Annotated in this window: 18 protein-coding genes; 9 read left to right on the top strand and 9 right to left on the bottom strand. The window is 64.7% G+C overall.

Translation table 11 applies throughout. The features are described 5' to 3' along the window. Positions 1-2: 2 nt before the first annotated feature. The 3 genes from RFM52_RS14515 to tpiA form a co-directional block, all read right to left on the bottom strand. Positions 3-1,133, bottom strand: a complete 1,131-nt coding sequence (locus tag RFM52_RS14515; protein WP_320295677.1) for a L,D-transpeptidase — start codon at positions 1,131-1,133, stop codon at positions 3-5. A 214-nt stretch (positions 1,134-1,347) separates the two neighbouring features. Then, a complete protein-coding gene (secG, locus tag RFM52_RS14510) occupies positions 1,348-1,839 on the bottom strand; it encodes a preprotein translocase subunit SecG (RefSeq protein WP_320295678.1) in 492 nt (163 codons plus the stop codon). Positions 1,840-2,001: 162 nt separating this feature from the next. Beyond that, the gene (gene tpiA / locus RFM52_RS14505; RefSeq protein ID WP_320295679.1) at positions 2,002-2,769 is read right to left on the bottom strand and encodes a triose-phosphate isomerase; all 768 of its coding nucleotides are present in this window, start codon (positions 2,767-2,769) and stop codon (positions 2,002-2,004) included. Positions 2,770-2,912: 143 nt separating this feature from the next. Here tpiA and RFM52_RS14500 point away from each other — a divergent pair, with 143 nt between their 5' ends. Genes RFM52_RS14500 through RFM52_RS14480 form a run of 5 tightly spaced genes read left to right on the top strand, consistent with a single transcriptional unit; the run spans position 2,913 to position 8,320 of the window. After that, positions 2,913-4,808 carry a peptidylprolyl isomerase gene (locus tag RFM52_RS14500; protein ID WP_320295680.1) on the top strand — a complete coding sequence of 632 codons (1,896 nt, stop codon included), beginning with the start codon at positions 2,913-2,915 and terminating at the stop codon, positions 4,806-4,808. After that, complete coding sequence (gene trpD / locus RFM52_RS14495) at positions 4,805-5,815, top strand: anthranilate phosphoribosyltransferase (RefSeq protein ID WP_320295681.1); 1,011 nt, start codon at positions 4,805-4,807, stop codon at positions 5,813-5,815. The genes RFM52_RS14500 and trpD overlap by 4 nt, the downstream gene beginning before the upstream one ends. Before the next feature lie 5 nt (positions 5,816-5,820). Beyond that, complete coding sequence (gene trpC / locus RFM52_RS14490) at positions 5,821-6,633, top strand: indole-3-glycerol phosphate synthase TrpC (protein WP_320295682.1); 813 nt, start codon at positions 5,821-5,823, stop codon at positions 6,631-6,633. A 2-nt stretch (positions 6,634-6,635) separates the two neighbouring features. Beyond that, positions 6,636-7,115, top strand: a complete 480-nt coding sequence (moaC, locus tag RFM52_RS14485) for a cyclic pyranopterin monophosphate synthase MoaC (protein WP_320295683.1) — start codon at positions 6,636-6,638, stop codon at positions 7,113-7,115. Next, positions 7,115-8,320, top strand: coding sequence for a molybdopterin molybdotransferase MoeA (locus RFM52_RS14480; RefSeq protein ID WP_320295684.1), 1,206 nt, complete (start codon positions 7,115-7,117; stop codon positions 8,318-8,320). Before moaC ends, RFM52_RS14480 begins: the two co-directional genes overlap by 1 nt. Positions 8,321-8,393: 73 nt before the next feature. Here RFM52_RS14480 and RFM52_RS14475 read toward each other — a convergent pair whose 3' ends face one another. After that, entirely contained in the window at positions 8,394-9,224 is an 831-nt protein-coding gene (locus tag RFM52_RS14475; protein ID WP_320295685.1) for an alpha/beta hydrolase, read from the bottom strand. A 247-nt stretch (positions 9,225-9,471) separates the two neighbouring features. On the opposite strand from RFM52_RS14475, the gene RFM52_RS14470 reads away from it, so the two are divergent. Further along, a complete protein-coding gene (locus RFM52_RS14470) occupies positions 9,472-11,097 on the top strand; it encodes an AMP-binding protein (RefSeq protein ID WP_320295686.1) in 1,626 nt (541 codons plus the stop codon). 15 nt (positions 11,098-11,112) lie between these two features. Here the strand turns inward: RFM52_RS14470 and kynU are convergent, their stop codons facing one another. Next, positions 11,113-12,360: a kynureninase gene (kynU, locus tag RFM52_RS14465; protein ID WP_320295687.1), complete on the bottom strand. Its 1,248-nt coding sequence runs from the start codon at positions 12,358-12,360 to the stop codon at positions 11,113-11,115. Between the two features lie 456 nt (positions 12,361-12,816). Here kynU and lexA point away from each other — a divergent pair, with 456 nt between their 5' ends. Further along, positions 12,817-13,551 carry a transcriptional repressor LexA gene (gene lexA / locus RFM52_RS14460; protein WP_320295688.1) on the top strand — a complete coding sequence of 245 codons (735 nt, stop codon included), beginning with the start codon at positions 12,817-12,819 and terminating at the stop codon, positions 13,549-13,551. 40 nt (positions 13,552-13,591) lie between these two features. Here lexA and RFM52_RS14455 read toward each other — a convergent pair whose 3' ends face one another. After that, positions 13,592-16,048, bottom strand: a complete 2,457-nt coding sequence (locus RFM52_RS14455) for a ComEC/Rec2 family competence protein (RefSeq protein WP_320295689.1) — start codon at positions 16,046-16,048, stop codon at positions 13,592-13,594. Between the two features lie 101 nt (positions 16,049-16,149). On the opposite strand from RFM52_RS14455, the gene gltX reads away from it, so the two are divergent. Together gltX and gltA are read left to right on the top strand one after the other, a co-directional pair. Then, positions 16,150-17,574: a glutamate--tRNA ligase gene (gene gltX / locus RFM52_RS14450; RefSeq protein ID WP_320295690.1), complete on the top strand. Its 1,425-nt coding sequence runs from the start codon at positions 16,150-16,152 to the stop codon at positions 17,572-17,574. Positions 17,575-17,757: 183 nt separating this feature from the next. After that, a complete protein-coding gene (gltA, locus tag RFM52_RS14445; protein WP_320295691.1) occupies positions 17,758-19,086 on the top strand; it encodes a citrate synthase in 1,329 nt (442 codons plus the stop codon). A 59-nt stretch (positions 19,087-19,145) separates the two neighbouring features. Here the strand turns inward: gltA and lpxB are convergent, their stop codons facing one another. The 3 genes from lpxB to lpxA are packed head-to-tail and all read right to left on the bottom strand — an operon-like array spanning position 19,146 to position 22,063. Further along, a complete protein-coding gene (gene lpxB / locus RFM52_RS14440; protein WP_320295692.1) occupies positions 19,146-20,333 on the bottom strand; it encodes a lipid-A-disaccharide synthase in 1,188 nt (395 codons plus the stop codon). Then, positions 20,323-21,240, bottom strand: coding sequence for an LpxI family protein (locus RFM52_RS14435; RefSeq protein WP_320295693.1), 918 nt, complete (start codon positions 21,238-21,240; stop codon positions 20,323-20,325). Before RFM52_RS14435 ends, lpxB begins: the two co-directional genes overlap by 11 nt. After that, complete coding sequence (gene lpxA, locus RFM52_RS14430; RefSeq protein ID WP_320295694.1) at positions 21,227-22,063, bottom strand: acyl-ACP--UDP-N-acetylglucosamine O-acyltransferase; 837 nt, start codon at positions 22,061-22,063, stop codon at positions 21,227-21,229. Before lpxA ends, RFM52_RS14435 begins: the two co-directional genes overlap by 14 nt. Between the last annotated feature and the right edge of the window lie 8 nt (positions 22,064-22,071).

The following is a 22,071-nucleotide window of genomic DNA, read 5'->3' as shown; positions in this document are numbered from 1 at the left end:
CGTTAGATAATCACAACCTTGGTGCCGATCCTGACGCGGCTGTAGAGGTCCATGACGTGCTCGTTGATCATGCGGAAGCAGCCGTTGGAGGCGCTGGTTCCGATCGACTGGGGAGCAATCGTGCCATGGATGCGCAGATGCGTGTCCTTCTTGCCGTCATAGAGGTAGATGGCACGTGCGCCGAGCGGGTTCTGGCCACCGCCGTTCATGCCGTCCTTGTACTGGCCGTAATGCTTCGGCTCGCGCTTCTGCATGTCGAGCGTCGGGATCCAGCGCGGCCATTCCTGCTTGTCGCCGACAGCCACGGTGCCCTTGAACTGCAGGCCTTCGCGACCGACCGCGATGGCATAGCGCCGCGCCGTCGAAAAGCTCTCGACGAGGTAGAGGCGACGAGCACTGGTATCGATGACGATCGTGCCCGGCTCATAACCCGAGAACGCAACGTCCTGCGGCACGAATTCCGGCTTCACCTTGAAAGGCCGCTTGGCGTCCTTCTTGGCCAGCGCCGAATCGAGCGCGCGGGTCTCGGGCAGGTAGCTGATCGAAGTCGTCCGGGCGCCGCCGCCGAAGAGGCCGTCGAACAGGCCGCCGCTGCTCGTCTGCTTTTGGCCGGGCTGCTCACTGCGCAGTTCACCATCGTTGCCGGTGGTGGCGATGTTCATGGCCTCAGCCGGGATAGTCTCCTCGGCATTGACCGGGATGACCGGCGCGACCGGCTCCAGCGGCGCGATGATCTTGGTGGTCTTCTTGGCCGGCTTGGCATCGGCGACTTCAGCCGGCGCGGCCGTACCCTTCTTCGCGAGCCATTCCTGGCGCGCCGCGTCAGCCTTGGCCTTGGCAGCCTCGCGCATTGCCAACTTGCGAGCCTCGAGCGCCTTATCCTGCGCCGCCTGCTTGTCGGCGGCGATCCTGGCCTCGAGCTTGCTGATCTGCGCGAGATCGTCCGAGGAAGGGGTTTTCTTCTTCTTGAGAAGCTTCAGCTGCGACGCGTCGCTCTTGGCGGCGACAACGGGAATTGCGTCGGTCTTCTCTACCGACGGTGAAGAGACCATGTTTGCCGGTCCGGCGATGGCCGCGGAACCCATGCCGAGGACGGCACAGACTCCCAGAAGGATGAAGCTGCGAAGCTGCATGGCGAAGATCCGATCGTTCAAAAGCAAGTTGCCCACGGCGTCGCCCGGCGCCCCCCAAGGACGCCGAAAAGTGCCGCGCGCAATCTATAATCGATTAGCCGTCATCGCCTCAAGCTGAGGCAGGCGCTACGCCCGGTTGAATCTTCGTGATCGGACGCGCATTTGCCCCGACTGTGTTCAAAGAACAACAGATCGCGGCCCGGTGCTTTACCGGCTACTGGTTCGGAACCTGCGGGGTGACCGGCAAGGTGACGCCGTTGGTCGCCGGCGGCGTGGTTGGATTCGCGGTCGCCGGTGCTGCCGGGGCAGGCGTTGTGGCCGGAGCCGGCGCGGTGCCGTTGGCAAGCGGCGTGGTGGTCGTCGTGCCGCCGGCCGGAGCCGCTGGCTTGGAGGTGCCCACCGGCCCATTGGAGCCCGGCAGCTGGTTGAGCACGCCGTTGCCCTGGCTCGACGTCGCCGGACGATCGAGGATGTCGATCGGCTTCTCGCCGTAGCGGGCAATGATCGACAGCGCCAGCGACGTCACGAAGAAGGCCGCCGCCAGGATCGCGGTGGCGCGGGTCAGCGCGTTGGCGGCACCCCGCGCCGTCATGAAACCGGAACCGCCGCCGATGCCCAGGCCGCCGCCTTCGGAGCGCTGCAGCAGCACCACGCCGACTAGGGCGAGCACGACCATGAGGTGGACGACGATCAGTACGGTTTCCATAATTTATCCTGGCGAGGCCTTGCGCGACCGCGCATACGACCGATGATTTGGAGGCGGCTCCTTACAATGCTTTGGCGGCATTTCCAAGCCCGTGGCCGGGAATATGGGAAGCAATGCGGCCATTACAACGATTTAGGCCGCGCCAGCCTGCGGAGACGGTCTCTAAGCCATGTTCATGTAAGCTTCCGCGATGGCTAGGAAGTCCGCTGCCTTGAGGCTGGCGCCGCCAACGAGCGCGCCATCGACATTCTCGACGCCGAGCAGTTCCACCGCGTTGGACGGCTTGACCGACCCGCCATAGAGAATGCGCATCCTGGCCGCGGCATCGCCGAGCAACCCGGTCAGCTTGCCCCGGATATGCGCATGTGCCTCGGCGACATCGGCGGCGGTCGGGGTCAGGCCGGTGCCGATGGCCCAGACCGGCTCGTAGGCGATGATGGTGTTGGCGGGAGTGGCGCTCGCCGGCACGGAGCCGTCAAGCTGGCGCGACAGGACATCGAGCGTGGCGCCTGCCTCGCGCTCGGCGCGCGTCTCGCCGATGCAGATGATGGCAACCAGCCCTGCCCGCCAGGCCGCCGATGCCTTGGCATGGACCATTGCATCGTCTTCGCCGAACAGCTCGCGGCGCTCGGAATGGCCGACGATGACGTGGCTCGCGCCGGCATCTTTGAGCATCTCGGCCGAAATCTCGCCTGTAAAGGCGCCGCTCTCCTTGGGATGGCAATCCTCTCCGCCGGCCCGCACCGGCGTGCGCGACAGGATCTCGGCGGCGCGCTGGAGCAAGGTCGCCGGCACGCACACCACCGCTTCGGTCTCCGCGTCGAGTCCGCTCATGAACCCGTTGCCGATCGACCGCAGCTCATTGAGCGAGGCGCTGGTGCCATTCATTTTCCAGTTGCCAGCGACAAGCGGGCGGATTCCAGGGGTCATGGGGCGCGTTCTCCGAGCGACATTAAGCAGCGCCCTCACTACCAAAATCAGGTCACAAAGCAATCGACAGTGGACCGGAAGGGCGCTATTGCGCTTGTTTCAAACTCGGCGCACGCGAAAATGCGCAAAAATCGGAAGTATGCATGCTTGGTATATTGAGAAGCGCGGCGGGCACCTGGGTCGCGAAGGCGTTGCTGTCCTTGCTGGTGGTTAGTTTCCTCGCCTGGGGCGCCACCACGCGCATGGTGGGCGGCGTGCTGGGAGGCCATCACGCGGTGATCACCGCCGGCGGCACGGAGGTCTCGATCAACGAGTACCGCCTCGCTTATGACCGCCAGCTCAGCCTTCTGTCGCAGCAATATGGCCAGCGCGTCACCCAGGAACAGGCCAAGCTGCTCGGTGTCGACAACCAGGTGCTGGCGCAGCTCGTTTCGGGCGCCGTGCTCGACGAGCAGGCGCGCAAGCTCGGGCTCGGCCTTTCCAAGGACCGGCTGGCCGAACTGACGCGTGAGGATCCGGCTTTCAAAGGGCCCAGCGGCCAGTTCGATCGCCGGACCTTCGAATATCTCTTGCGTCAGCTGGGCATGCGGCCTGAAGACTATCTCAAGAACCGTGCGCAGGTGGCCGTGCGTCAGCAGATCGTCGAGGCAATTTCCGACGGACTCAAGGTTCCGCAGACCTTCCTGAAGGCGGTCTCGCTCTATCGCGGCGAGGATCGCACCATCGACTATCTCGTGCTGCCGAAGACGCTGGCGCAGCCGATCGAGGCGCCGTCCGACAGCGCCCTCAACGCCTATTTCGACGCCAACAAGAAGAACTACGCCGCGCCGGAATACCGCAAGTTCTCCTACGTCCGGCTGGAGCCGCAGGACATCATGGATCCGTCCGCGGTGAGCGACCAGCAGGTAAAGGACGATTACAACAAGAACATCGCGCGCTACACGACGCCCGAGATGCGCACCATCGAGCAGCTGGTGTTCAAGACGCCGGATGCGGCCAAGGCGGCCTACGATTCGCTGAAGGCAGGCGCCACTTTCGACAAGCTCGTCACCGCCGAAGGAAAGACGCAGGCCGACACGGTGCTCGGCACGCTGGCCAAGGACAAGATCGCCGACAAGGCGGTCGCCGATGCGGCTTTCTCGCTCAATGCAAACGAGGTGAGCCACGTCGTCCAGGGCGCCTTCGGTCCCGTGCTCCTGCGCGTCACCGAGATCAAGCCGCAGGTGGTGAAGCCGCTTTCGGAAGTGTCGGACCAGATCCGCAAGGACCTGGCGCTCGGCGAAGCAAGCCGCATCCTGCTCGACGTGCATGACAGCTATGAGGACACCCGCGCCTCAGGCGCCTCGCTTGCCCAGGCCGCCGACAAGCTGAAGCTCAAGGTCATCACCATCGACGCCATCGACCGTACCGGCCAGCGGCCGGACGGCACCATCGTCAACGACCTGCCGGAATCGGCCGAGCTGATCAAGTCGGTGTTCGCGGCGGAGCCCAATACCGAGAACGAGGGCCTGACCGCCGCTGACAATGGCTTCGTCTTCTACGAAGTGCAGTCGATCACGCCGGCGCGCGACCGCACGCTGGACGAAGTCCGCAAGAAGGTCGCGGCCGACTGGACGGAGGCCGAGACCGACAAGCGGCTCGACGCGAAGGCTCAGGAACTGGAAAAACGCCTCAAGGCCGGCACCACGCTCGACGTCATCGCCGGCGAGCTTAAGCTCGACAAACAGACCAAGCGCGGCCTGAAGCGCGAAGCCGACGATGCCGATTTCGGCAAGGAAGGCGCCGCGGCTATGTTTGGCGTCGGCGAAGGCGGCACCGGTTTGATCCCGTCGCCCACCGGCGACGGCCAGATCCTGTTCAAGGTCGCCGAGGTCTTCGAGCCGGCAGGCGCCGATGGCAGCGCGGTCCCGGACGACGCGCAGAAATCCTTCGGCGCCGGCATGTCCGACGACCTGCTCGACCAGTTGGTGGCGCAGTTGCAGTCGCAATATGGCGTTCGCATCGATCCGAACGCCGTTTCGCAAGCACAGACACGATGAGCGCTCTGAAGACACACATAGCCAAGGTCGCCACCGGCACCGCGCTTTCCTTCGACGAAGCGCGCGAGGCGTTCGACATCATCATGTCGGGCGATGCGACGCCCGGCCAGATCGGCGGCTTCCTGATGGCGCTGCGCGTGCGCGGCGAGACGGTGGGCGAAATATCCGGCGCCGTCGCCACGATGCGCGCCAAGATGCTGAAGGTGGAGGCGCCGCAAGACGCCATCGACATCGTCGGCACTGGCGGCGACAATTCGCATTCGGTCAACATCTCGACCGCTTCGGCCTTCGTCATTGCCGCCGCCGGCGTGCCGGTCGCCAAGCACGGCAATCGCGGCCTGTCCTCGCTGACCGGCTCCGCCGATGTGCTGACGGCGCTGGGCGTCAAGATCGATATCTCGCCTGAAATGATCGGCCGCTGCATCCACGAGGCCGGCGTCGGCTTCATGTTCGCGCCGGCGCATCATCCCGCGATGAAGCATGTCGGGCCGACCCGCGTCGAGCTCGGCACGCGCACCATTTTCAACCTGCTCGGGCCGCTGTCGAACCCTGCCGGCGTCAGCCGCCAGATGGTCGGCGTCTTCCTGCCTGAGTGGATCATGCCGGTGGCCGAGACGTTGAAGGCACTGGGCGCCGACCACGCCTGGGTCGTCCATGGCGACGGCTATGACGAGATCACCACGACGGGCGAGACCCAGGTTGCCGAGCTTGCCGGCGGCGAGATCCGGAGCTTCACCCTGACACCGGAAGCCGTCGGACTGAAGCGGCACACCAAGGAAGAGCTTCGCGGCGGCGACGCGGCCTACAATGCCAAGGAACTGCGCGATATGCTCAGCGGCGTCGCCGGCGCCTATCGCGATACGGTGCTGATGAATGCCGGCGCCGGGCTGGTCGTGGCCGGCAAGGTGACGACGCTGGCCGACGGCATTGCGGCGGCGGCGCAAGCGATCGATAGCGGCCGCGCGCTTGGCGTGCTCGATAAGCTGATCGAGATTTCGAACGGATAAGGCCCTTGTCGGACATCCTGCGCAAGATCGAAGCCTATAAGCGCGACGAGATCGCCGCGGCGAAGCTCGCCGCGCCGCTGGCCGAAATCAAGATGAAGGCCAGGGACGCCGAGCCGCCACGCGGCTTCCTCGCGGCGCTGGAAGCCAAGCGCCGGGAGGGCGGTTTCGCGCTGATCGCCGAAATCAAGAAGGCCAGCCCTTCAAAGGGCCTGATCCGCGCCGATTTCGATCCGCCGGCGCTGGCCAGGGCCTATCAGAAAGGTGGCGCGGCCTGCCTTTCGGTGCTGACCGACGCGCCGTCCTTCCAGGGCGCGCCGGAATTCCTGACGGCGGCGCGGGCAGCGGTACGCCTGCCGGCCCTGCGCAAGGATTTTCTGTTCGATCCCTATCAGGTATTCGAAGCGCGCGCCTGGGGCGCAGACGCGATCCTGATCATCATGGCGAGCGTCGACGACGCGCTGGCCAGGGACCTTGAAGCGACCGCCTTCGAGCTCGGCATGGACGCGCTGGTCGAGGTGCATGACGAAATGGAAATGGAGCGGGCGCTTCGCCTCTCGTCACGGCTGATCGGCATCAACAACCGCGATTTGCGGACCTTCGTGACCAGCCTCGATGTTTCGGAGCGGCTGGCGGCCATGGTGCCGGCGGACCGGCTGCTGGTCAGCGAAAGCGGTATCTTCACGCATCAGGACTGCCGCCGGCTGGAGAAGAGCAAGATCGGCACCTTCCTGGTCGGCGAGAGCCTGATGCGGCAGGCCGATGTGGCTGCCGCGACCGAGCTTCTGCTGACGGGCAAGGCGCCGGCCGAGGCCGTTTGAGGATGCCTGCCCTCACCCATCTTGGCGCAAAGGGCGAAGCCAACATGGTCGATGTCGGCGACAAGGCCGAGACGACGCGCACGGCGATCGCCGAAGGTTTTGTCTCGATGCGGTCCGAAACGCTGGAGATAATTCTCGCCGGCGACGCCAAGAAGGGCGATGTGCTGGGCACGGCCCGTATCGCCGGCATCATGGCCGCGAAGAAGACGCATGAGCTGATCCCGCTCTGTCATCCGCTGCTTCTGACAAAACTTGCCGTCGAGATCGAGCCCGACCGTTCGCTGCCCGGCCTCAGGGTCACCGCGCTTGCCCGCGTCACCGGCAAGACCGGCGTCGAGATGGAGGCGCTGACCGCCGCTTCGGTTGCCTGCCTCACCATCTACGACATGGCCAAGGCGGCGGACCGCGGCATGGTCATTTCCGGCATCCGGCTGGTCGAGAAGACCGGCGGCAAGTCCGGCGACTACAAGGTGGATGCCTGATGGCTTTGGTCCCGGTCGCCGAGGCGCTCGAACGCCTGCTCGATGGCGCAGCACCTTTGCCTGGCGAAAGCATTCCGCTCGCCGAAGCGGCTGGGCGGGTTCTGGCGGAACCGGTTGTGGCGCTGCGCACGCAGCCGCCGTTCAATGCCTCCGCTATGGACGGCTACGCCGTTCGTTTCGCCGATGTCGCTTCGGCGCCGGCTGAGCTCGAGGTCATGGGCATGGCGCCTGCCGGACGCGGCTTCTCCGGAACCGTCGGAAAAGGCCAGGCCGTGCGCATCTTTACCGGCGCGCCGCTGCCTGAAGGTGCCGACACCATTGTCATCCAGGAAAACGTCCGCGATCTCGGCAACCGCCGGATCGAAGTGACGGAGCCGACCGCGGAAGGACGCAATGTCCGTCGCCGCGGGCTCGACTTCGGCCAAGGCGACGTGCTGCTCGAAAAGGGCCGCGTGCTCGACGCGGCGGCCCTTTCGCTGGCGGCCTCGGCCAACCACCCTGCTTTGAGCGTCGTGCGCCGGCCGCTGGTTGCGATCATCGCCACCGGCGACGAACTGTTGCCGCCGGGCAGCACGCTTGGCCCCGACCAGATCATTTCGTCGAATGCCTACGGCGTTGCCGCCGCCGCCCAGTCGGTCGAGGCGCGCGCGCTCGACCTCGGCATCGCCGCCGACCGGAAAGAGGCGATCGCCGCGCTGGTCAGGAAAGCAGTCGAGGCAAAAGCTGATGTCATCGTCACGCTCGGCGGGGCTTCCGCCGGCGACCACGACCTGATCCATGATGTGCTGACCGGCGAAGGCATGAAGCTCGACTTCTGGAAGATCGCCATGCGCCCCGGCAAGCCGCTGATGTTTGGCCGGCTTGGCAATGTCCGTTGCATCGGCTTGCCTGGCAATCCGGTGGCAAGCATCGTCTGCTCGCAACTTTTCCTGAAGCCGCTCCTTGCCAGGCTCGGCGGCCGCGATCACCGGCAGGACGTGCGAACGGCCAGGCTGGGCGCCGCGATGCAGGCCAACGATCTCAGGCAGGACTACGTGCGCGCCGTCGTGCGCGAGGACGCCGGCACCCTGGTCGCGACTCCTTTCGGCATCCAGGACTCCTCGATGCTCAGGATGCTCGCCGATGCCAACGGCCTGATCGTGCGCCAGCCCTTCGCGCCTGCCGCGGAAGCCGGCGCCGAATGCAGCGTGCTGATGCTGCGCTAGAAGTCGACGAAGTCGATCCATTGATACGTCGGCGAAGCCGATCGTTGATCCATCGACGCAGTGGATCGTAGTTCTACTCGTCGACCAGCGTACGGGTCAGGGGATGATCCGGATCGGCGAGCCCATCTACAACATCGAAATGATGCCGGTCCGGCTCGACCACTGAACGGGTTGCAGCGCCGAGCCCGGTCCAGATGTTGGCGAGCAACGCGCTCTGTCGCAGGAATTCGGAGCGCTCGCCGCCGCCGACCCAACAGGTGATGCGGGTTCCTTGCATGGGCCGAAGCAATGCGGGGCTTTCGCTCAATGCTTCCCGCTCGTCGATGTTCAAGGTCTCGTTCAGCGCGGTGAACATCAGCGGCCGAAGGTCGTGCAGACCTGAAATCGAAACGACCTGGCGTATGCGTCGCGCCACATCGGATGACAGCGGCGAGGCCGCGGTCACCATGCGGCTGGCGAGATGTCCGCCGGCCGAGTGCCCGGTCAGCATCAGCGGACCATCGATCATCGCTGCCGCCCTCTCGATCGCGGCCGCAACCTCGTTGACGATGCCACTGATCCCGGTCCGCGGGCAAAGCGTGTAGGAGGGCATGGCGACTGCAAAACCGCGGCCGACAGCACCTCCAGCCAGATGCGACCAGGAGGTCTTGTGCGACTCCATCCAGTAGCCGCCGTGGATGAACGCGACGAGCCCCTTTGGCGCGGTGGTCGGGAGAAACAGATCGAACCGGTTGCGCGGCGCTTCGCCATACATGATGTCGAGCCGCGCCCTGCCTTCTGCCACCAGCTTGTCGCGGAATTGCTGAGCCGGGCCATCCCAGGCCGCCGGCCAGCGGTCGCCACCCGCGATGTTCGCGCCATTGGCATAGGCATTGTTCCAATCCGCGATGCGATGTTCGACCAACCGTGCCTCCCAAGACGCGCAGCTTCATCCAGCAATGGCCGGCTGCAGGGATCACGTCAATGCTCCGGAACCAAAACATTTTAGGCTTGAAACAAATTTGGGCCGGTGCGATCCTGCCTTACGAACGGCCGACGACAGGAGGTCTGCCGAACGCCCAAGCCCGCCCACGCTCGCCCCAAGGCGGTGTCACGAAGGTACGGCCGGGTACGGCAACCTCCTTGGGCAAAGCAGGGAGGATGACGGCTACATGCTTGGACCTTCAGCGCATACCGACACGTTCACGCGCGATCACCTGCCGCCGCCCGAGCAGTGGCCGGATTTCCTTCTGGATGGGTTCGACTATCCCGAGCGTCTCAACGCCGGCGTCGAACTGACCGACAGGCTGGTCGAGAAAGGTTTCGGCGATCGCACCGCGCTCATCGGCAATGGCCGCCGCCGCACCTATAAGGAATTGTCCGACTGGACGAGCCGCCTGGCGCATGCGCTGGTCGAAAACTATGGCGTGAGGCCGGGCAACCGGGTGCTTATCCGTTCGGCGAACAATCCCGCCATGGTTGCCTGCTGGCTGGCCGCCACCAAGGTCGGCGCCGTCGTCGTCAACACCATGCCGATGCTGCGCGCCGGCGAACTGGCCAAGATCGTCGACAAGGCCGAGATCGGCATCGCGCTTTGCGACACGCGGCTGATGGACGAGATGACGGCCTGCGCCAAGGAGAGCGCCTTCCTCAAGCAGGTCATCGGCTTCGACGGCACCGCCAACCATGACGCGGAGCTCGATCGCGCCGCGCTCGACAAGCCCGTGACCTTCAAGGCTGTCGACACCGGCTGCGACGACGTGGCGTTGCTTGGCTTCACTTCAGGCACGACCGGCGTGCCGAAGGCGACCATGCATTTCCACCGCGACCTGATGATCATCGCCGACGCCTACGCCCGCGAGATCCTCCAGGTGACGCCCGACGACGTCTTTGTCGGTTCCCCTCCATTGGCCTTTACCTTCGGCCTTGGCGGGCTTGCCATTTTCCCGCTCCGCTTCGGCGCGGCGGCGACATTGCTGGAGCAGGCGACGCCGCCCAACATGATCCACATCATCGAGACCTACAGGGCGACCATCTCCTTCACGGCGCCGACGGCCTACAGGGCGATGCTCAAGGCCATGGACGAAGGCGCCGACCTGTCTTCGCTGCGCGTCGCCGTGTCTGCCGGCGAAACGTTGCCCGCTCCCGTCTTCGAAGAGTGGACGCGAAAGACCGGCAAGCCGATTCTGGACGGCATCGGCGCCACCGAGATGCTGCATATCTTCATCTCCAATCGCTTCGACGACATGAAGCCCGCATCGACCGGCAAGCCGGTGGGCGGCTACGAGGCGCGCATCGTCGACGAGGAGATGCGCGAGTTGCCGCATGGCGCGACGGGAAGGCTGGCGGTGCGTGGGCCGACAGGTTGCCGCTACATGGCCGACGATCGCCAGAAGGACTATGTGCGGGATGGCTGGAACCTGACGGGCGACACCTTCGTGCAGGACGAAGACGGCTTCTTCCATTTCGCCGCCCGCTCCGATGACATGATCGTCAGCGCCGGCTACAACATTGCCGGGCCGGAAGTCGAGGCCGCGCTACTGTCGCATCCGGATGTCGCGGAATGCGCCGTCATCGGCGCCGAGGACGCCGAACGCGGCCAGATCGTCGAGGCGCATGTCGTGCTGGCGCCGGGCGCGGCGCCGGATGCCGCGACGGTCAAGCGTCTGCAGGATCACGTCAAGGCAACGATCGCGCCCTACAAATACCCGCGCTCGGTGAAGTTCATCGCCGCCTTGCCCAAGACCCAGACCGGCAAGATCCAGCGCTTCCGCCTGCGCGCCGAAAAGCCCCATTGAGCGAGAAAGCCCGATTCAGGTGACGGCCTCCTTGACCGCGAAGCGCGCTTCCCGCCAGACGCCGGTGCGCAGGATGTCTTCCAGCACTTCGACGGCCTCCCAGACATCCCGATAGCCGACATAGAGCGGTGTGAAGCCGAAGCGGATGGTGTATGGCGCGCGGAAATCGCCGATCACGCCGCGCTCGATCAGGGCGCGCATCACCTGGTAACCGTGCGGATGGGCGAACGACACCTGGCTGCCACGCTCGGCGCCATCGCGCGGGCTTTCCAGTTCGAGGCCGAAGGCGCCGCATCGGGCTTCGACAAGCCGGATGAACAAGTCCGTCAGGGCGATGCTTTTGTCGCGCACGGCATTCATGTCGACCTTGTCCCAGAGGTCCAGCGCGCCCTTCAGCGCCCGCATCGACAGCACCGGCTGTGTTCCGCACAGGAACCGGCGGATGCCCGTGCCGATGGCGTAGCCCTGCTCGAACGCGAAAGGCCGGGCGTGCCCCCACCAGCCGCTGAGCGGCTGGCGAATGTCGCCGTGGTGGCGATTCGCGGCATAGATGAAGGCGGGCGCGCCCGGGCCGCCATTGAGATACTTGTAGGTGCAGCCGACAGCGAAGTCGGCACTCGAACCATCAAGATCCACCGGCAACGCGCCTGCCGTATGGCAGAGGTCCCAGACGATCAGCGCGCCGGCTTCGTGGGCCTTGCGCGTCAAGGCCGCCATGTCGCGCAACCGGCCGGACTTGTAGTTGACGTGGTTGACCAGGATGACCGCGACTTGGCTGTTGATCAGTTCCTCGATCGTCGGGGCGTCGACACCTTCGAGCCGCAGCACCGTACCAGGACGCGTGGAGGCCACGCCCTCCGCCATGTAGAGATCGGTCGGAAAACTGTCGCCCTCGGCAACGATCACGGATCGGTCGGGCCGCATCGCCAGCGCCGCATGCAGGACCTTGTAGATGTTGATCGACGTCGTATCGCAAACGACGGTCTGTCCGGCCGCCGCGCCGATCAGTCGCCCGAGCCGGTCGCCCAGTTCGACAGGCATTTGGAACCAGCCCGCGGTATTCCAGGCGCGGATAAGATCATGCGCCCATTCGCGCGTTGCCGCTTTCTCGATCTCGTCGAAAACCTCGGAGGACGCCGCACCCAGCGAGTTGCCGTCGAGATAGATCACCCCTTCCGGCAGGATGAAGCGATCGCGCAGGGCGCGCAGCGGATCCGCGGCATCCATCGCCTCGACTTCAGCACGGCCAGGAATTCCCCTCATCGCGTTACCGCCTCCATCTCGACCCAGCGCCGCTCGCAAATCGCCAGACGGCCAACGGCGGTTGTCTCACCCCAGTCGGCGTCGGGGCAAGAACCTTTCGTCCTGTGTTAGATGGTCCATAGACCGCGAGAACAGAGAACCGGCAAATCGCCGAAGTTGGCATTTTGGGTTCGTTTCGTTCACGGTGCAGCATGCGCAAAGGGTGGTCCACGCGGTCCGACCCGCGCTTTCGTGATGGCGCTGCCTGCTGTTTCAACTTAGGCAGTGCTGCAAAATCGAGCGGAATCAATGCCACCGCCCTACTGGCGGCGGCTGGCGTCCTCGAATGCAACATTGTTTCGGCAGCCTTAAGAAATTCATTAAACTTTAAACGGTTGCGGAACACAACTGGAACAGATAGTGTTTGTTCTGGGTTTGTTTTTCCGATTCTGGTTTCAGAACCCGTGGGGGCCGCCAATGCTGACGCGCAAACAACATGAACTCCTGATGTTCATCCATGAACGCCTGAAGGAGAGCGGGATTCCTCCATCCTTCGACGAGATGAAGGAGGCGCTCGACCTTGCCTCGAAGTCCGGCATCCACCGGCTGATCACGGCGCTGGAAGAGCGCGGCTTCATTCGCCGGCTGCCGAACCGGGCGCGCGCCCTCGAAGTCTTGCGCCTGCCCGACTCGATCGCGCCTGGCCTGAATGCCGCGAAGAAGTTCTCGCCAAGCGTCATCCAGGGCGGCCAAGGCAATCTTAACCGCCAGGTCAAGCCGGCAGCGCCCTCGCGCACGCCGACACCCAGCAATGACGACGACGCTGTTTCGGCCGTATCCATTCCGGTGATGGGCCGCATTGCCGCCGGCGTGCCGATCGACGCCATCCAGCACCAGACGCACTCGATCTCGGTGCCGCCGGACATGATCATGGGCGGCGAGCACTATGCGCTGGAGGTCAAGGGCGACTCGATGATTGAGGCCGGTATCTTCGACGGCGACACCGTCATCATCCGCAACGCCAATACGGCAAGCCCGGGCGAGATCGTGGTGGCGCTGGTCGACGACGAGGAAGCGACCTTGAAGCGGTTTCGCCGCAAGGGTGCCTCGATCGCGCTCGAGGCCGCCAACCCGGCCTATGAGACCCGTATCTTCGGACCGGATCGGGTCAAGGTTCAGGGCAAGCTCGTCGGACTTATCCGTCGCTACTGAGCAGAACCGCGCGGCGGTCTTCGCCGGGAATGCGTGACATCTATTCTGTCGGCTGCGGCGCGGCCGCCGGCTTTTCCGGTCGTTGATAGGGCGGCAGCCCCCTCGCCTCGCGTGTGTATTTCCGCTGCTCGTGCCAGGGACGATATGGCTCGTCGACCGCGTAGCGAACGGTTGGCCGGGCGGTCGCCGATTGCGGATCGAAGAAGATGGCGGCGCTGCCGTCGCGCGCCAGCTGCCGCTTGGTGACGACGAGCACGCGCGGATCGCGGCATGGGTTGTAGGCCGTTGCATCGTTGATGACGATGAGATCTGCGAACCCGCAGGCCGGTCGGGCGCTGCCGCGGTTCTCGGCAAGCGCGACGATGGCGCCGGAAGGATGCCGGCCGATGCAGAGGTCTCCGGTGCAGTAGAAGGGCGAGCCAGGCGGCAGGTCGACGGGATCGGCGATGTCGAGGGCGTCCTTGGCGAACGTCTCCGGCGGCACGATATCCTCGGCTTTCAGCGCTCGTTTCCAGTTGTCGGTGGTGAACTCGTTGGAGCGCGCGCGGTTGATCGCAAGCTCGCCGCCTCCGATCGGCATCGCCACCAGATGCGCGTCCTCCGAGACAAGCACATCCGGCGTGCGGACATGGGGAATGGCCAGCAGCGCCGCGAGCGCGAAGGGTACCGCGGCAAGCCTGAGCCACGTGGTCGCCATCGTTGCGATGACCAGCGCGACCGTCGCCAGCAGCACCGACTGGATCGAGATCAGCCCGACGGCGTCGACCGGTGAGCGCTCGGATATCCACGCCGAAATGGCGATCATCGCCGTCAGGCCCTTGCCCATGACAAAGAGGAAGGGACCGTCGAAGCCGAAGGGCATGGCGAGCGCGCTCAACACGGCGAACGGCATGACGATCAGCGAAACGATCGGCATGACCGCCAGATTGGCCAGCAGGCTGAGCGGCGACACGCGCTGAAAATGCCAGATCGCAAACAGCAACGTCGCGCTGCCTGCGATGAGCGACGTTATGGCGGCGCCGCCCACGCCAACCGCCAGTTTTTGCGATACGAACCCGAGAAACGAACGCCTTGCCGGCGGCGCTGTCGTTTTGCCGGCGCGATAGTCGGCAAAGCCGGCATAGGCGCCGACAAGCGCAGCGGTGGCGGCGAAAGACATCTGGAAGCTCGGGCCGACCACTTCGTGCGGCGAGACCAGGATGACGGCGATGGCAGAGATCGCCAGGTTGCGCATGGTCAGCGCCGCGCGGTCGAAAAGCACGGCGACCAGCATCACGGCCAGCATGATGAAGCTTCGCTCGGCCGCGACCACGATGCCGGAGATCACGAGGTAGGCGGCAATCGAGGCCAGCGCGATTGCAGCGGCATATTTCTTCACCGGTCGGCGTGACGAGAAATCCGGAAACAGCGCGAAGGTGCCGCGCAAAAGGACCATGATCGTGCCCGCGACAAGTGCCATGTGCAGGCCGGAGATCGAGATGATGTGGTAGATGCCGGTGCGCCGCATCGACTCGTTGATCGCTTCCGGAATGCCGGCGCGCACGCCGACGATCAGCGCCGCCGCGATCTCGCCTTCGGACCCGCCGATGGCGCTCCTGATATGGTCGGCAATGCCTTCGCGCGCGTTTTCGACAGCCGATGCGACGCGCGCTCCGAATGGCGCTTCTGCCGGGGCAATCAGCTTTGGATCGCCCAGGAAAAAGCCGCTGCCGCCGATGCCGGCAAAGTAGCTGTCGAAGGAAAAGTCATAGCTGTCCGGCCGAACCGGGCCTGTCGGCGGCAGCAGCTTGGCATAGCCGGTCAGCATCGACCCGGCGATCATCTCTGGCGGGATCCTGCGTGCCGACAGCCTGACGCGGTCCGGCGCATAGCGCAGCTTGGGATGCTCCGTGGAAATCAGATCGATTGTCAGCCGGATGCGGCCGTTGGCCATCGCCTCGGCGGTGACGAGGCGCCCCGTCAGCCGTGTCTGGATTTCGGAACCCAGCATCGGGGTCGCCATCCGCCAGGTCTCCACCTTGGCCGCGAGAAAGCCCAAGGCGCAGAAAAACGCCGCCACGAAGACAAGGTGCGTTCTGTGCCGGGAACGCGAAACCGCCGCGCAAACAGCCATCAGGGCCACCGCCGCGAGCGGCCTGTAGAGATCGGGCTCAGTGTTCAGCGAGAAGTAGTAGATGACACCAGCGGCCAGGAACACGGGCACCAGCAGGAAGCCGATGCCGCGGTCGAGCTCGGTGGCCGCCGCGGTGCCGATGCTTCGGCGCAGTGCGGGAAGCGAGGCGCGGCCAAGCTGTTTGCGGATCCGGCCGATGGTGGCTGTTGGCGGGACCGGTTGTATTGCACCGTCACCGGGCGGCAGCAACACGGCTGGTGCGCGCGGCTCCGGAAGCGAAACCGGCGCTGTCTCTTTGGGCGTGGCATGGACAAACATCAGGCGTTCGCTGACGCCAGCTGTCGTTCCCCCGCCCTCCTCCGCGCCCCGGCCACGTCCAGCCATCGGGTCTGCCCCTTGCGCCCCAGACCGCCTATGCTACATGAACGCCGGTCGCGTGGAAGTCTGCGCGACACATGCATTTTCAGTGCTTCCTCGAGAGTTCCATGTCCAACAAGGTCGTCACCCGCTTTGCCCCCTCGCCCACGGGCTACCTGCACATTGGCGGGGCACGCACGGCGCTGTTCAACTGGCTCTATGCCAGGCACACCGGCGGCACGATGCTGCTGCGCATCGAGGATACCGATCGCGAGCGCTCCACCGAAGCCGCCACGGCCGCCATTCTCGACGGGCTGACCTGGCTTGGCCTCTCCTGGGACGGCGACGCCGTCTCGCAGTTCCAGCGCGCACCGCGTCATCGCGAGGTGGCCGAGGAACTCGTGCGCGCAGGCAAGGCCTATTACGCCTATGAGACGCCGGCCGAGCTCGAGGCGATGCGCGAGGCGGCGCGCGCCAAGGGCCTGCCGCCGCGTTACAACGGCCAGTGGCGCGACCGTGACCCGTCCGAGGCGCCGGCAGGCGTCAAGGGTGCGATCCGCATCAAGGCGCCGACCGAGGGCGTGACGATCGTCAACGACCGCGTGCAGGGCGAGGTGCGCTTCCCGAACAAGGATCTCGACGACTTCATCATCCTGCGTTCCGACGGCGTCCCGACCTACATGCACGCCGTCGTCGTAGACGATCACGACATGGGCATCACCCACATTATCCGCGGCGACGATCACCTGACCAACGCCGCGCGCCAGACGGTGATCTACAACGCCATGGGCTGGGACGTGCCGTCGATGTCGCACATCCCGCTGATCCACGGCGCCGACGGCGCCAAGCTGTCGAAGCGGCACGGCGCGCTCGGCGTCGAGGCCTATCGTGCCATGGGCTATCTGCCCGAGGCCCTGCTCAACTATCTGGCCAGGCTCGGCTGGAGCCATGGCGACGACGAGGTGATGTCGGTCAAGGACATGGTCGCCTGGTTCGACATCGGCGACGTCAACAAGGGCGCGGCACGCTTCGACTTCGCCAAGCTCGAGGCGCTGAACGGCGTCCATATGCGCAAGATGGATGACCAGGCCCTGTTCGACATCTTCGTCGCCACCTTGCCCTATCTCGAAGGCGGGCCGGCGCTCGCGGCCAAGCTCGACGGCGGGCGCAAGGCGCAACTGCTTGCCGCCATGCCCGGCCTCAAGGAGCGGGCAAAAACCCTCGTGGAACTGGTCGACGGCGCGGCGTTCCTGTTCGCCGAACGGCCATTGCCGCTCGACGAGAAGGCGGCGGGCCTGCTCAACGCGGATGCGCGCGCGATCCTGCGCGGCGCGCATGGCGCATTGTCAGCCATCGAAGGCGACTGGAGCGCTGCCTCGGCCGAGGCTTCGATCCGCGACTTTGCGCTGGCCGGCGGGCACAAGCTCGGCGCCGTGGCACAGCCGCTCCGCGCCGCGCTTACTGGCCGCAGCACCTCGCCCGGCGTGTTCGACGTGCTTGCCGTGCTGGGCCGCCAGGAAAGCCTGGCGAGGATTGGAGATCAAATCGATTAGGAGCGAACTGGCCCAAGAAGATTGGCATTGAAAGGTGTGTTTCGCAGTGCAACATTAGGCCTTGGCCCAATCTGGCACGCACCTCCTAAAATGCGATTGGCAAGTTCGCGCATTCCGGTGATTTCGACGTGTCGTTTGCAGGAATTGCCTTGCCGGCATGAGGAAACATAAAGGAGTTTGGGAATGAGCGAAGCTGCGACAAAACTGGAACCGAGCGGCAAGGCGCATGAGTCGACCGCCAGGCTCGAACTCGCCGGCAAGACCCATGAATTCAAGGTGCGAAGCGGGTCGACCGGGCCTGACGTGATCGATATCGGCGCGCTCTACAGCACGACCGGCGCCTTCACCTACGACCCCGGCTTCACCTCCACGGCAAGCTGCGAATCGGCGATCACCTTCATCGACGGCGATGCCGGCATCCTGCTGCATCGCGGCTATCCGATCGACCAGCTTGCCGAACATGGCGACTTCCTCGAGGTCTGCTACCTCCTGCTCTACGGTGAACTCCCGACCAAGGCGCAGAAGGAAGACTTCGACTATCGTGTGACGCGCCACACCATGGTGCATGAGCAGATGTCGCGCTTCTTCACCGGCTTCCGCCGCGACGCGCATCCGATGGCTGTGATGTGCGGCGTGGTCGGCGCGCTATCGGCCTTCTATCACGACTCGACCGACATCTCGGATCCCTACCAGCGCATGGTCGCCTCGATGCGCCTGATCGCCAAGATGCCGACCATCGCGGCGATGGCCTACAAGTACCATATCGGCCAGCCCTTCATTTATCCGAAGAACGAGCTGAACTTCGCCGCCAACTTCCTGCACATGTGCTTTGCGGTGCCTTGCGAGGAATACAAGATCAATCCGGTGCTGGCGCGCGCCATGGAGCGCATCTTCATCCTCCACGCCGACCACGAGCAGAACGCCTCGACCTCGACCGTCCGCCTTGCCGGCTCGTCAGGTGCCAACCCCTTCGCCTGCATCGCCGCCGGCATCGCTTGCCTGTGGGGCCCGGCGCATGGCGGCGCCAACGAAGCGGCGCTCAACATGCTGGGCGAGATCGGCCATGTCGATCACATTCCGGAGTTCATCGCTCGCGCCAAGGACAAGAACGACCCGTTTCGGCTGATGGGCTTCGGCCATCGCGTCTACAAGAACTACGATCCGCGCGCCAAGATCATGCAGAAGACCGCGCATGAGGTGCTGGGCGAGCTCGGCATCAAGGACGATCCGCTGCTCGACATCGCAATGGAGCTGGAAAAGATCGCGCTGACCGATGAATACTTCATCGCCAAGAAGCTCTATCCGAATGTCGATTTCTATTCCGGCATCACGCTGAAGGCGCTCGGCTTCCCCACCACCATGTTCACCGTGCTGTTCGCGGTCGCTCGCACCGTCGGCTGGATCGCCCAGTGGAAGGAAATGATCGAGGATCCGCACCAGAAAATCGGCCGCCCGCGCCAGCTCTACACCGGCGCCACGGAACGCGATTACGTGCCGATTGCCAAAAGGTAGGAATTAGTGAGTAGGCAGTAGGCAATAGGAAATGACACCTACTGCCTACTGCCTACTGCCTACTGCCTACTGCCTACTGCCTTCCTGATACACCCCATCACCACCTCCGCGGCGATCTCGCCGGAGGGCCGCTCCGTCGCCATGCGCCGGGCAATCTCGGCAAAGCCGGCTTTTTGCCAGGCGCGCATGCCGGTGTCGGCAAACAGAGCTTCCAGGTGCCGGGCCAGATTCTCCGGCCTGATATACTGATCATAAAACTCCGGAACGAGAGCACGATCGGCAATCAGGTTGGGCAGCAGGGCCGACCAGACGGTCACCAGACGCGGCACAAGGAGGTGCGCAATCGGATCGAGCTTGTAGCAGGACACCATCGGCACGCCGGACAGAGCCAGTTCGAGCGACACCGTCCCCGAGGCGATGAGGGCGGCATCCGCCTTGCCGAAAGCCTGCCATTTGCGCTCGGGATCGAGGATGATCTCCGGCTTGTCGTCCCAGCTTGCGATCGATGTCCTGACCAGATCGGCGACATGCGGCACGGTGGGCAACAACAGGCGCAAGCGATGTCCGCGTTGGTGCAGGATCGACATCGTCTTGCCGAACGGCTCGATCAGCCGGCGCACTTCACCCTGTCGCGAGCCCGGCAGCACGAGCAGCGTCTTTACACGGTCATTAGAAAGGTCTCGCGACAGGCTTTGCGCCTTGGCGGCGCCAAGCGCGAAAGGGTCCTTCGCCAGGCGATGCCCGACATAGGTGCCGGGTGGCCCGCCGAGACGAGCGAGCGCCTTCACCTCGAATGGCAGGATGCATAATATGTGGTCGACATAAGGCTTCATCGCCACCGCCCTGCCCGGCCGCCAAGCCCAGACACTCGGGCAGACATAATGGACAATGGGGATCGCCGGATCGGCGGCGCGCACTTTCCTGGCCACGCGTAGCGAGAAGGCCGGGCTGTCAATGGTTACGAGACAATCGGGTTTCTCAGCCGCGATCGCGCTCGCGGTCTGTCCGATTCGCCTGACCAGGCGCGGCAGATCGCGCAGCACGTCGCTGAACCCCATCAGCGCGATTTCACTGCCGTCGAACAAAGATACCAGTCCGCGTGCCTGCAGATGACGGCCACCGATGCCTACAAGCCTGATGTCGCGACCTGTCGTCCGTTTCAGCGCCTCGACTATGTCGGCGCCGAGCAGGTCGCCCGATTCCTCGCCGGCGACGATCGCGATCTTGAGCGGCTTGTCAGCGACCATTAGCCGGCTCCCCATTTGCCGGCTGCATTGCGGGCAGACCGATGACGAACAGGCCGAGCGCATTGGCGCGCGCCAGCGTTTCGGGCCCTTCGAGAATAAGCGAACGGCCGGCCTCGACGGCTATACCGGCAAGGCCTGCCGCATGCGCAGCCTCGACCGTCTGCGGGCCGATGGTTGGCAGGTCGGCGCGCAATTCCTGGCCGGGCTTGGCGCATTTGACCAGCACGCCGCGCGCCTTGCCGGCCAACCTGCCGTGGCCGCGCAGCTCGCGCATTCTGTCGAGCAGGCCGGCGGTGCCTTCAATGCCTTCCAGCGCGACGGCTCGGCCTCCAATCGCAATCGCTGCCTGGCCGATATCGAGCGCACCGATGGCCTTCGCCGCCTTACGGGCGGCCTCGATGTCGCGCCAGTCAGACTGGTTTGGCTCGGCCGTCGTCAACGAGCCTTCGCCAGCCGTCAGTTCCGGAACGACCTCGTGCGCGCCAACGACCTTGACGCCTCGCTTTTCGAGCGCCTGGGTCAACATCTTCAGCAGGCCATCGTCACCGCGTCGCAAAGCTCTGACCACGGCGGGAATTATCGCCAGCAGACCAAGTGTCAGCTTTATCCTGCTCAGCCGCGGCCGTCGCTTGATCTCGCCGGCAAGGACAAGGTGCGTGATGCCCCGCCGCTTCAGCAATGGAAACAGCAGCCCGATTTCTTCCAGCGCGAGTTTTTCCTGATCGTAGGCCGCGAAGTCCGCCTCGCGGTCGACCTCACCGGCGGCGATGATGATGAAGGGCACACACCCGTGCTTGACCAGGCCATCCGCGACTTCGACGGGCAGGCTGCCACCGCCGGCAATGATGCCGACCCTGGAGCCAGGCGCGAGTACAAGGCCTGCCTTGGCCGGCTCAGCCCTCGTCATCGCCATTGTCATCGTCGTCGTCACCCTTGAGTGACGGCACGGCAAAGTGCCGTTTGCCGCGAATGGTGATGAAATCGATGATCTTCATGGCCGTTGGCGACCCGGCGAACTCCGCCTTGGCGAGCTCGACATTCTCGCCGACGGTGTGGGAACGATCGAAGATCGTCCTATAGGCCTTGCGCAGCAGGTAGATCTCGGAACGCGGCAGACCGGCGCGTTTGAGGCCAATGATGTTCAAGCCGCGCAGGCTGGCGCGGTTGCCAACGGCAATGGCGTAGGGGATGACATCGCCGACAACCGCTGAGCAGCCGCCGATGAAGGCATTGTCGCCGACGCGCACGAACTGGTGAACGGCGGTCAGGCCGCCGATATAGACATTGTCGCCGATCTCGCAATGGCCGCCCAGCGTCGCGCCGTTGGCGAAGGTGGCGTTCTTGCCGACGACGCAATCATGGGCGATGTGGGCGTAGGCGAGGAAGTTGCCGTTGTCGCCGACAGTTGTCTCGCCACGGCTGGTGTCGGTGCCGACATGCATCGTGACGCCTTCACGGATGGTGCAGTTCTCACCGATGACCAGAGTGGTGCGTCCGCCCTTGTGCTTGGTGTTCTGCGGCGGCGCGCCGAGCGTCGCCATCGGATAGACCTTCGTCCCGGCCCCGATGGTCGTGGCGCCCATCACCGATACATGGCTGGCCAGTTCGACGCGATCGCCGACGATCGAATCGGCGCTGATATGGCAGAAGGGTCCGATACGGACGCCTTCACCGAGCCGGGCTCCTTCTTCGACGACCGAGGAAGGATGGATGGATGTCTCGACTTTCATGAGCATTT

Origin of the sequence: Mesorhizobium humile (assembly GCF_033977215.1) — a bacterium.
GTDB classification, from domain to species: Bacteria; Pseudomonadota; Alphaproteobacteria; order Rhizobiales; family Rhizobiaceae; genus Mesorhizobium; species Mesorhizobium humile.
Note: the sequence above shows the minus strand (reverse complement) of the source record. Positions and strands in the feature narration are given on the sequence as shown.

Bases quoted from the DNA above. Each gene is read 5' to 3' on its own strand.
- gltA (WP_320295691.1), top strand. From the start codon at position 17,758: ATGAGCGAAGCTGCGACAAAACTGGAACCGAGCGGCAAGGCGCATGAG.
- RFM52_RS14515 (WP_320295677.1), bottom strand. From the start codon at position 1,133: ATGCAGCTTCGCAGCTTCATCCTTCTGGGAGTCTGTGCCGTCCTCGGC.
- RFM52_RS14435 (WP_320295693.1), bottom strand. From the start codon at position 21,240: ATGACGAGGGCTGAGCCGGCCAAGGCAGGCCTTGTACTCGCGCCTGGC.
- gltX (WP_320295690.1), top strand. From the start codon at position 16,150: ATGTCCAACAAGGTCGTCACCCGCTTTGCCCCCTCGCCCACGGGCTAC.
- RFM52_RS14455 (WP_320295689.1), bottom strand. From the start codon at position 16,048: ATGGCTGGACGTGGCCGGGGCGCGGAGGAGGGCGGGGGAACGACAGCT.
- lpxB (WP_320295692.1), bottom strand. From the start codon at position 20,333: ATGGTCGCTGACAAGCCGCTCAAGATCGCGATCGTCGCCGGCGAGGAA.
- secG (WP_320295678.1), bottom strand. From the start codon at position 1,839: ATGGAAACCGTACTGATCGTCGTCCACCTCATGGTCGTGCTCGCCCTA.
- lpxA (WP_320295694.1), bottom strand. From the start codon at position 22,063: ATGAAAGTCGAGACATCCATCCATCCTTCCTCGGTCGTCGAAGAAGGA.
- RFM52_RS14470 (WP_320295686.1), top strand. From the start codon at position 9,472: ATGCTTGGACCTTCAGCGCATACCGACACGTTCACGCGCGATCACCTG.
- tpiA (WP_320295679.1), bottom strand. From the start codon at position 2,769: ATGACCCCTGGAATCCGCCCGCTTGTCGCTGGCAACTGGAAAATGAAT.
- moaC (WP_320295683.1), top strand. From the start codon at position 6,636: ATGCCTGCCCTCACCCATCTTGGCGCAAAGGGCGAAGCCAACATGGTC.
- RFM52_RS14500 (WP_320295680.1), top strand. From the start codon at position 2,913: ATGCTTGGTATATTGAGAAGCGCGGCGGGCACCTGGGTCGCGAAGGCG.
- kynU (WP_320295687.1), bottom strand. From the start codon at position 12,360: ATGAGGGGAATTCCTGGCCGTGCTGAAGTCGAGGCGATGGATGCCGCG.
- trpD (WP_320295681.1), top strand. From the start codon at position 4,805: ATGAGCGCTCTGAAGACACACATAGCCAAGGTCGCCACCGGCACCGCG.
- RFM52_RS14480 (WP_320295684.1), top strand. From the start codon at position 7,115: ATGGCTTTGGTCCCGGTCGCCGAGGCGCTCGAACGCCTGCTCGATGGC.
- lexA (WP_320295688.1), top strand. From the start codon at position 12,817: ATGCTGACGCGCAAACAACATGAACTCCTGATGTTCATCCATGAACGC.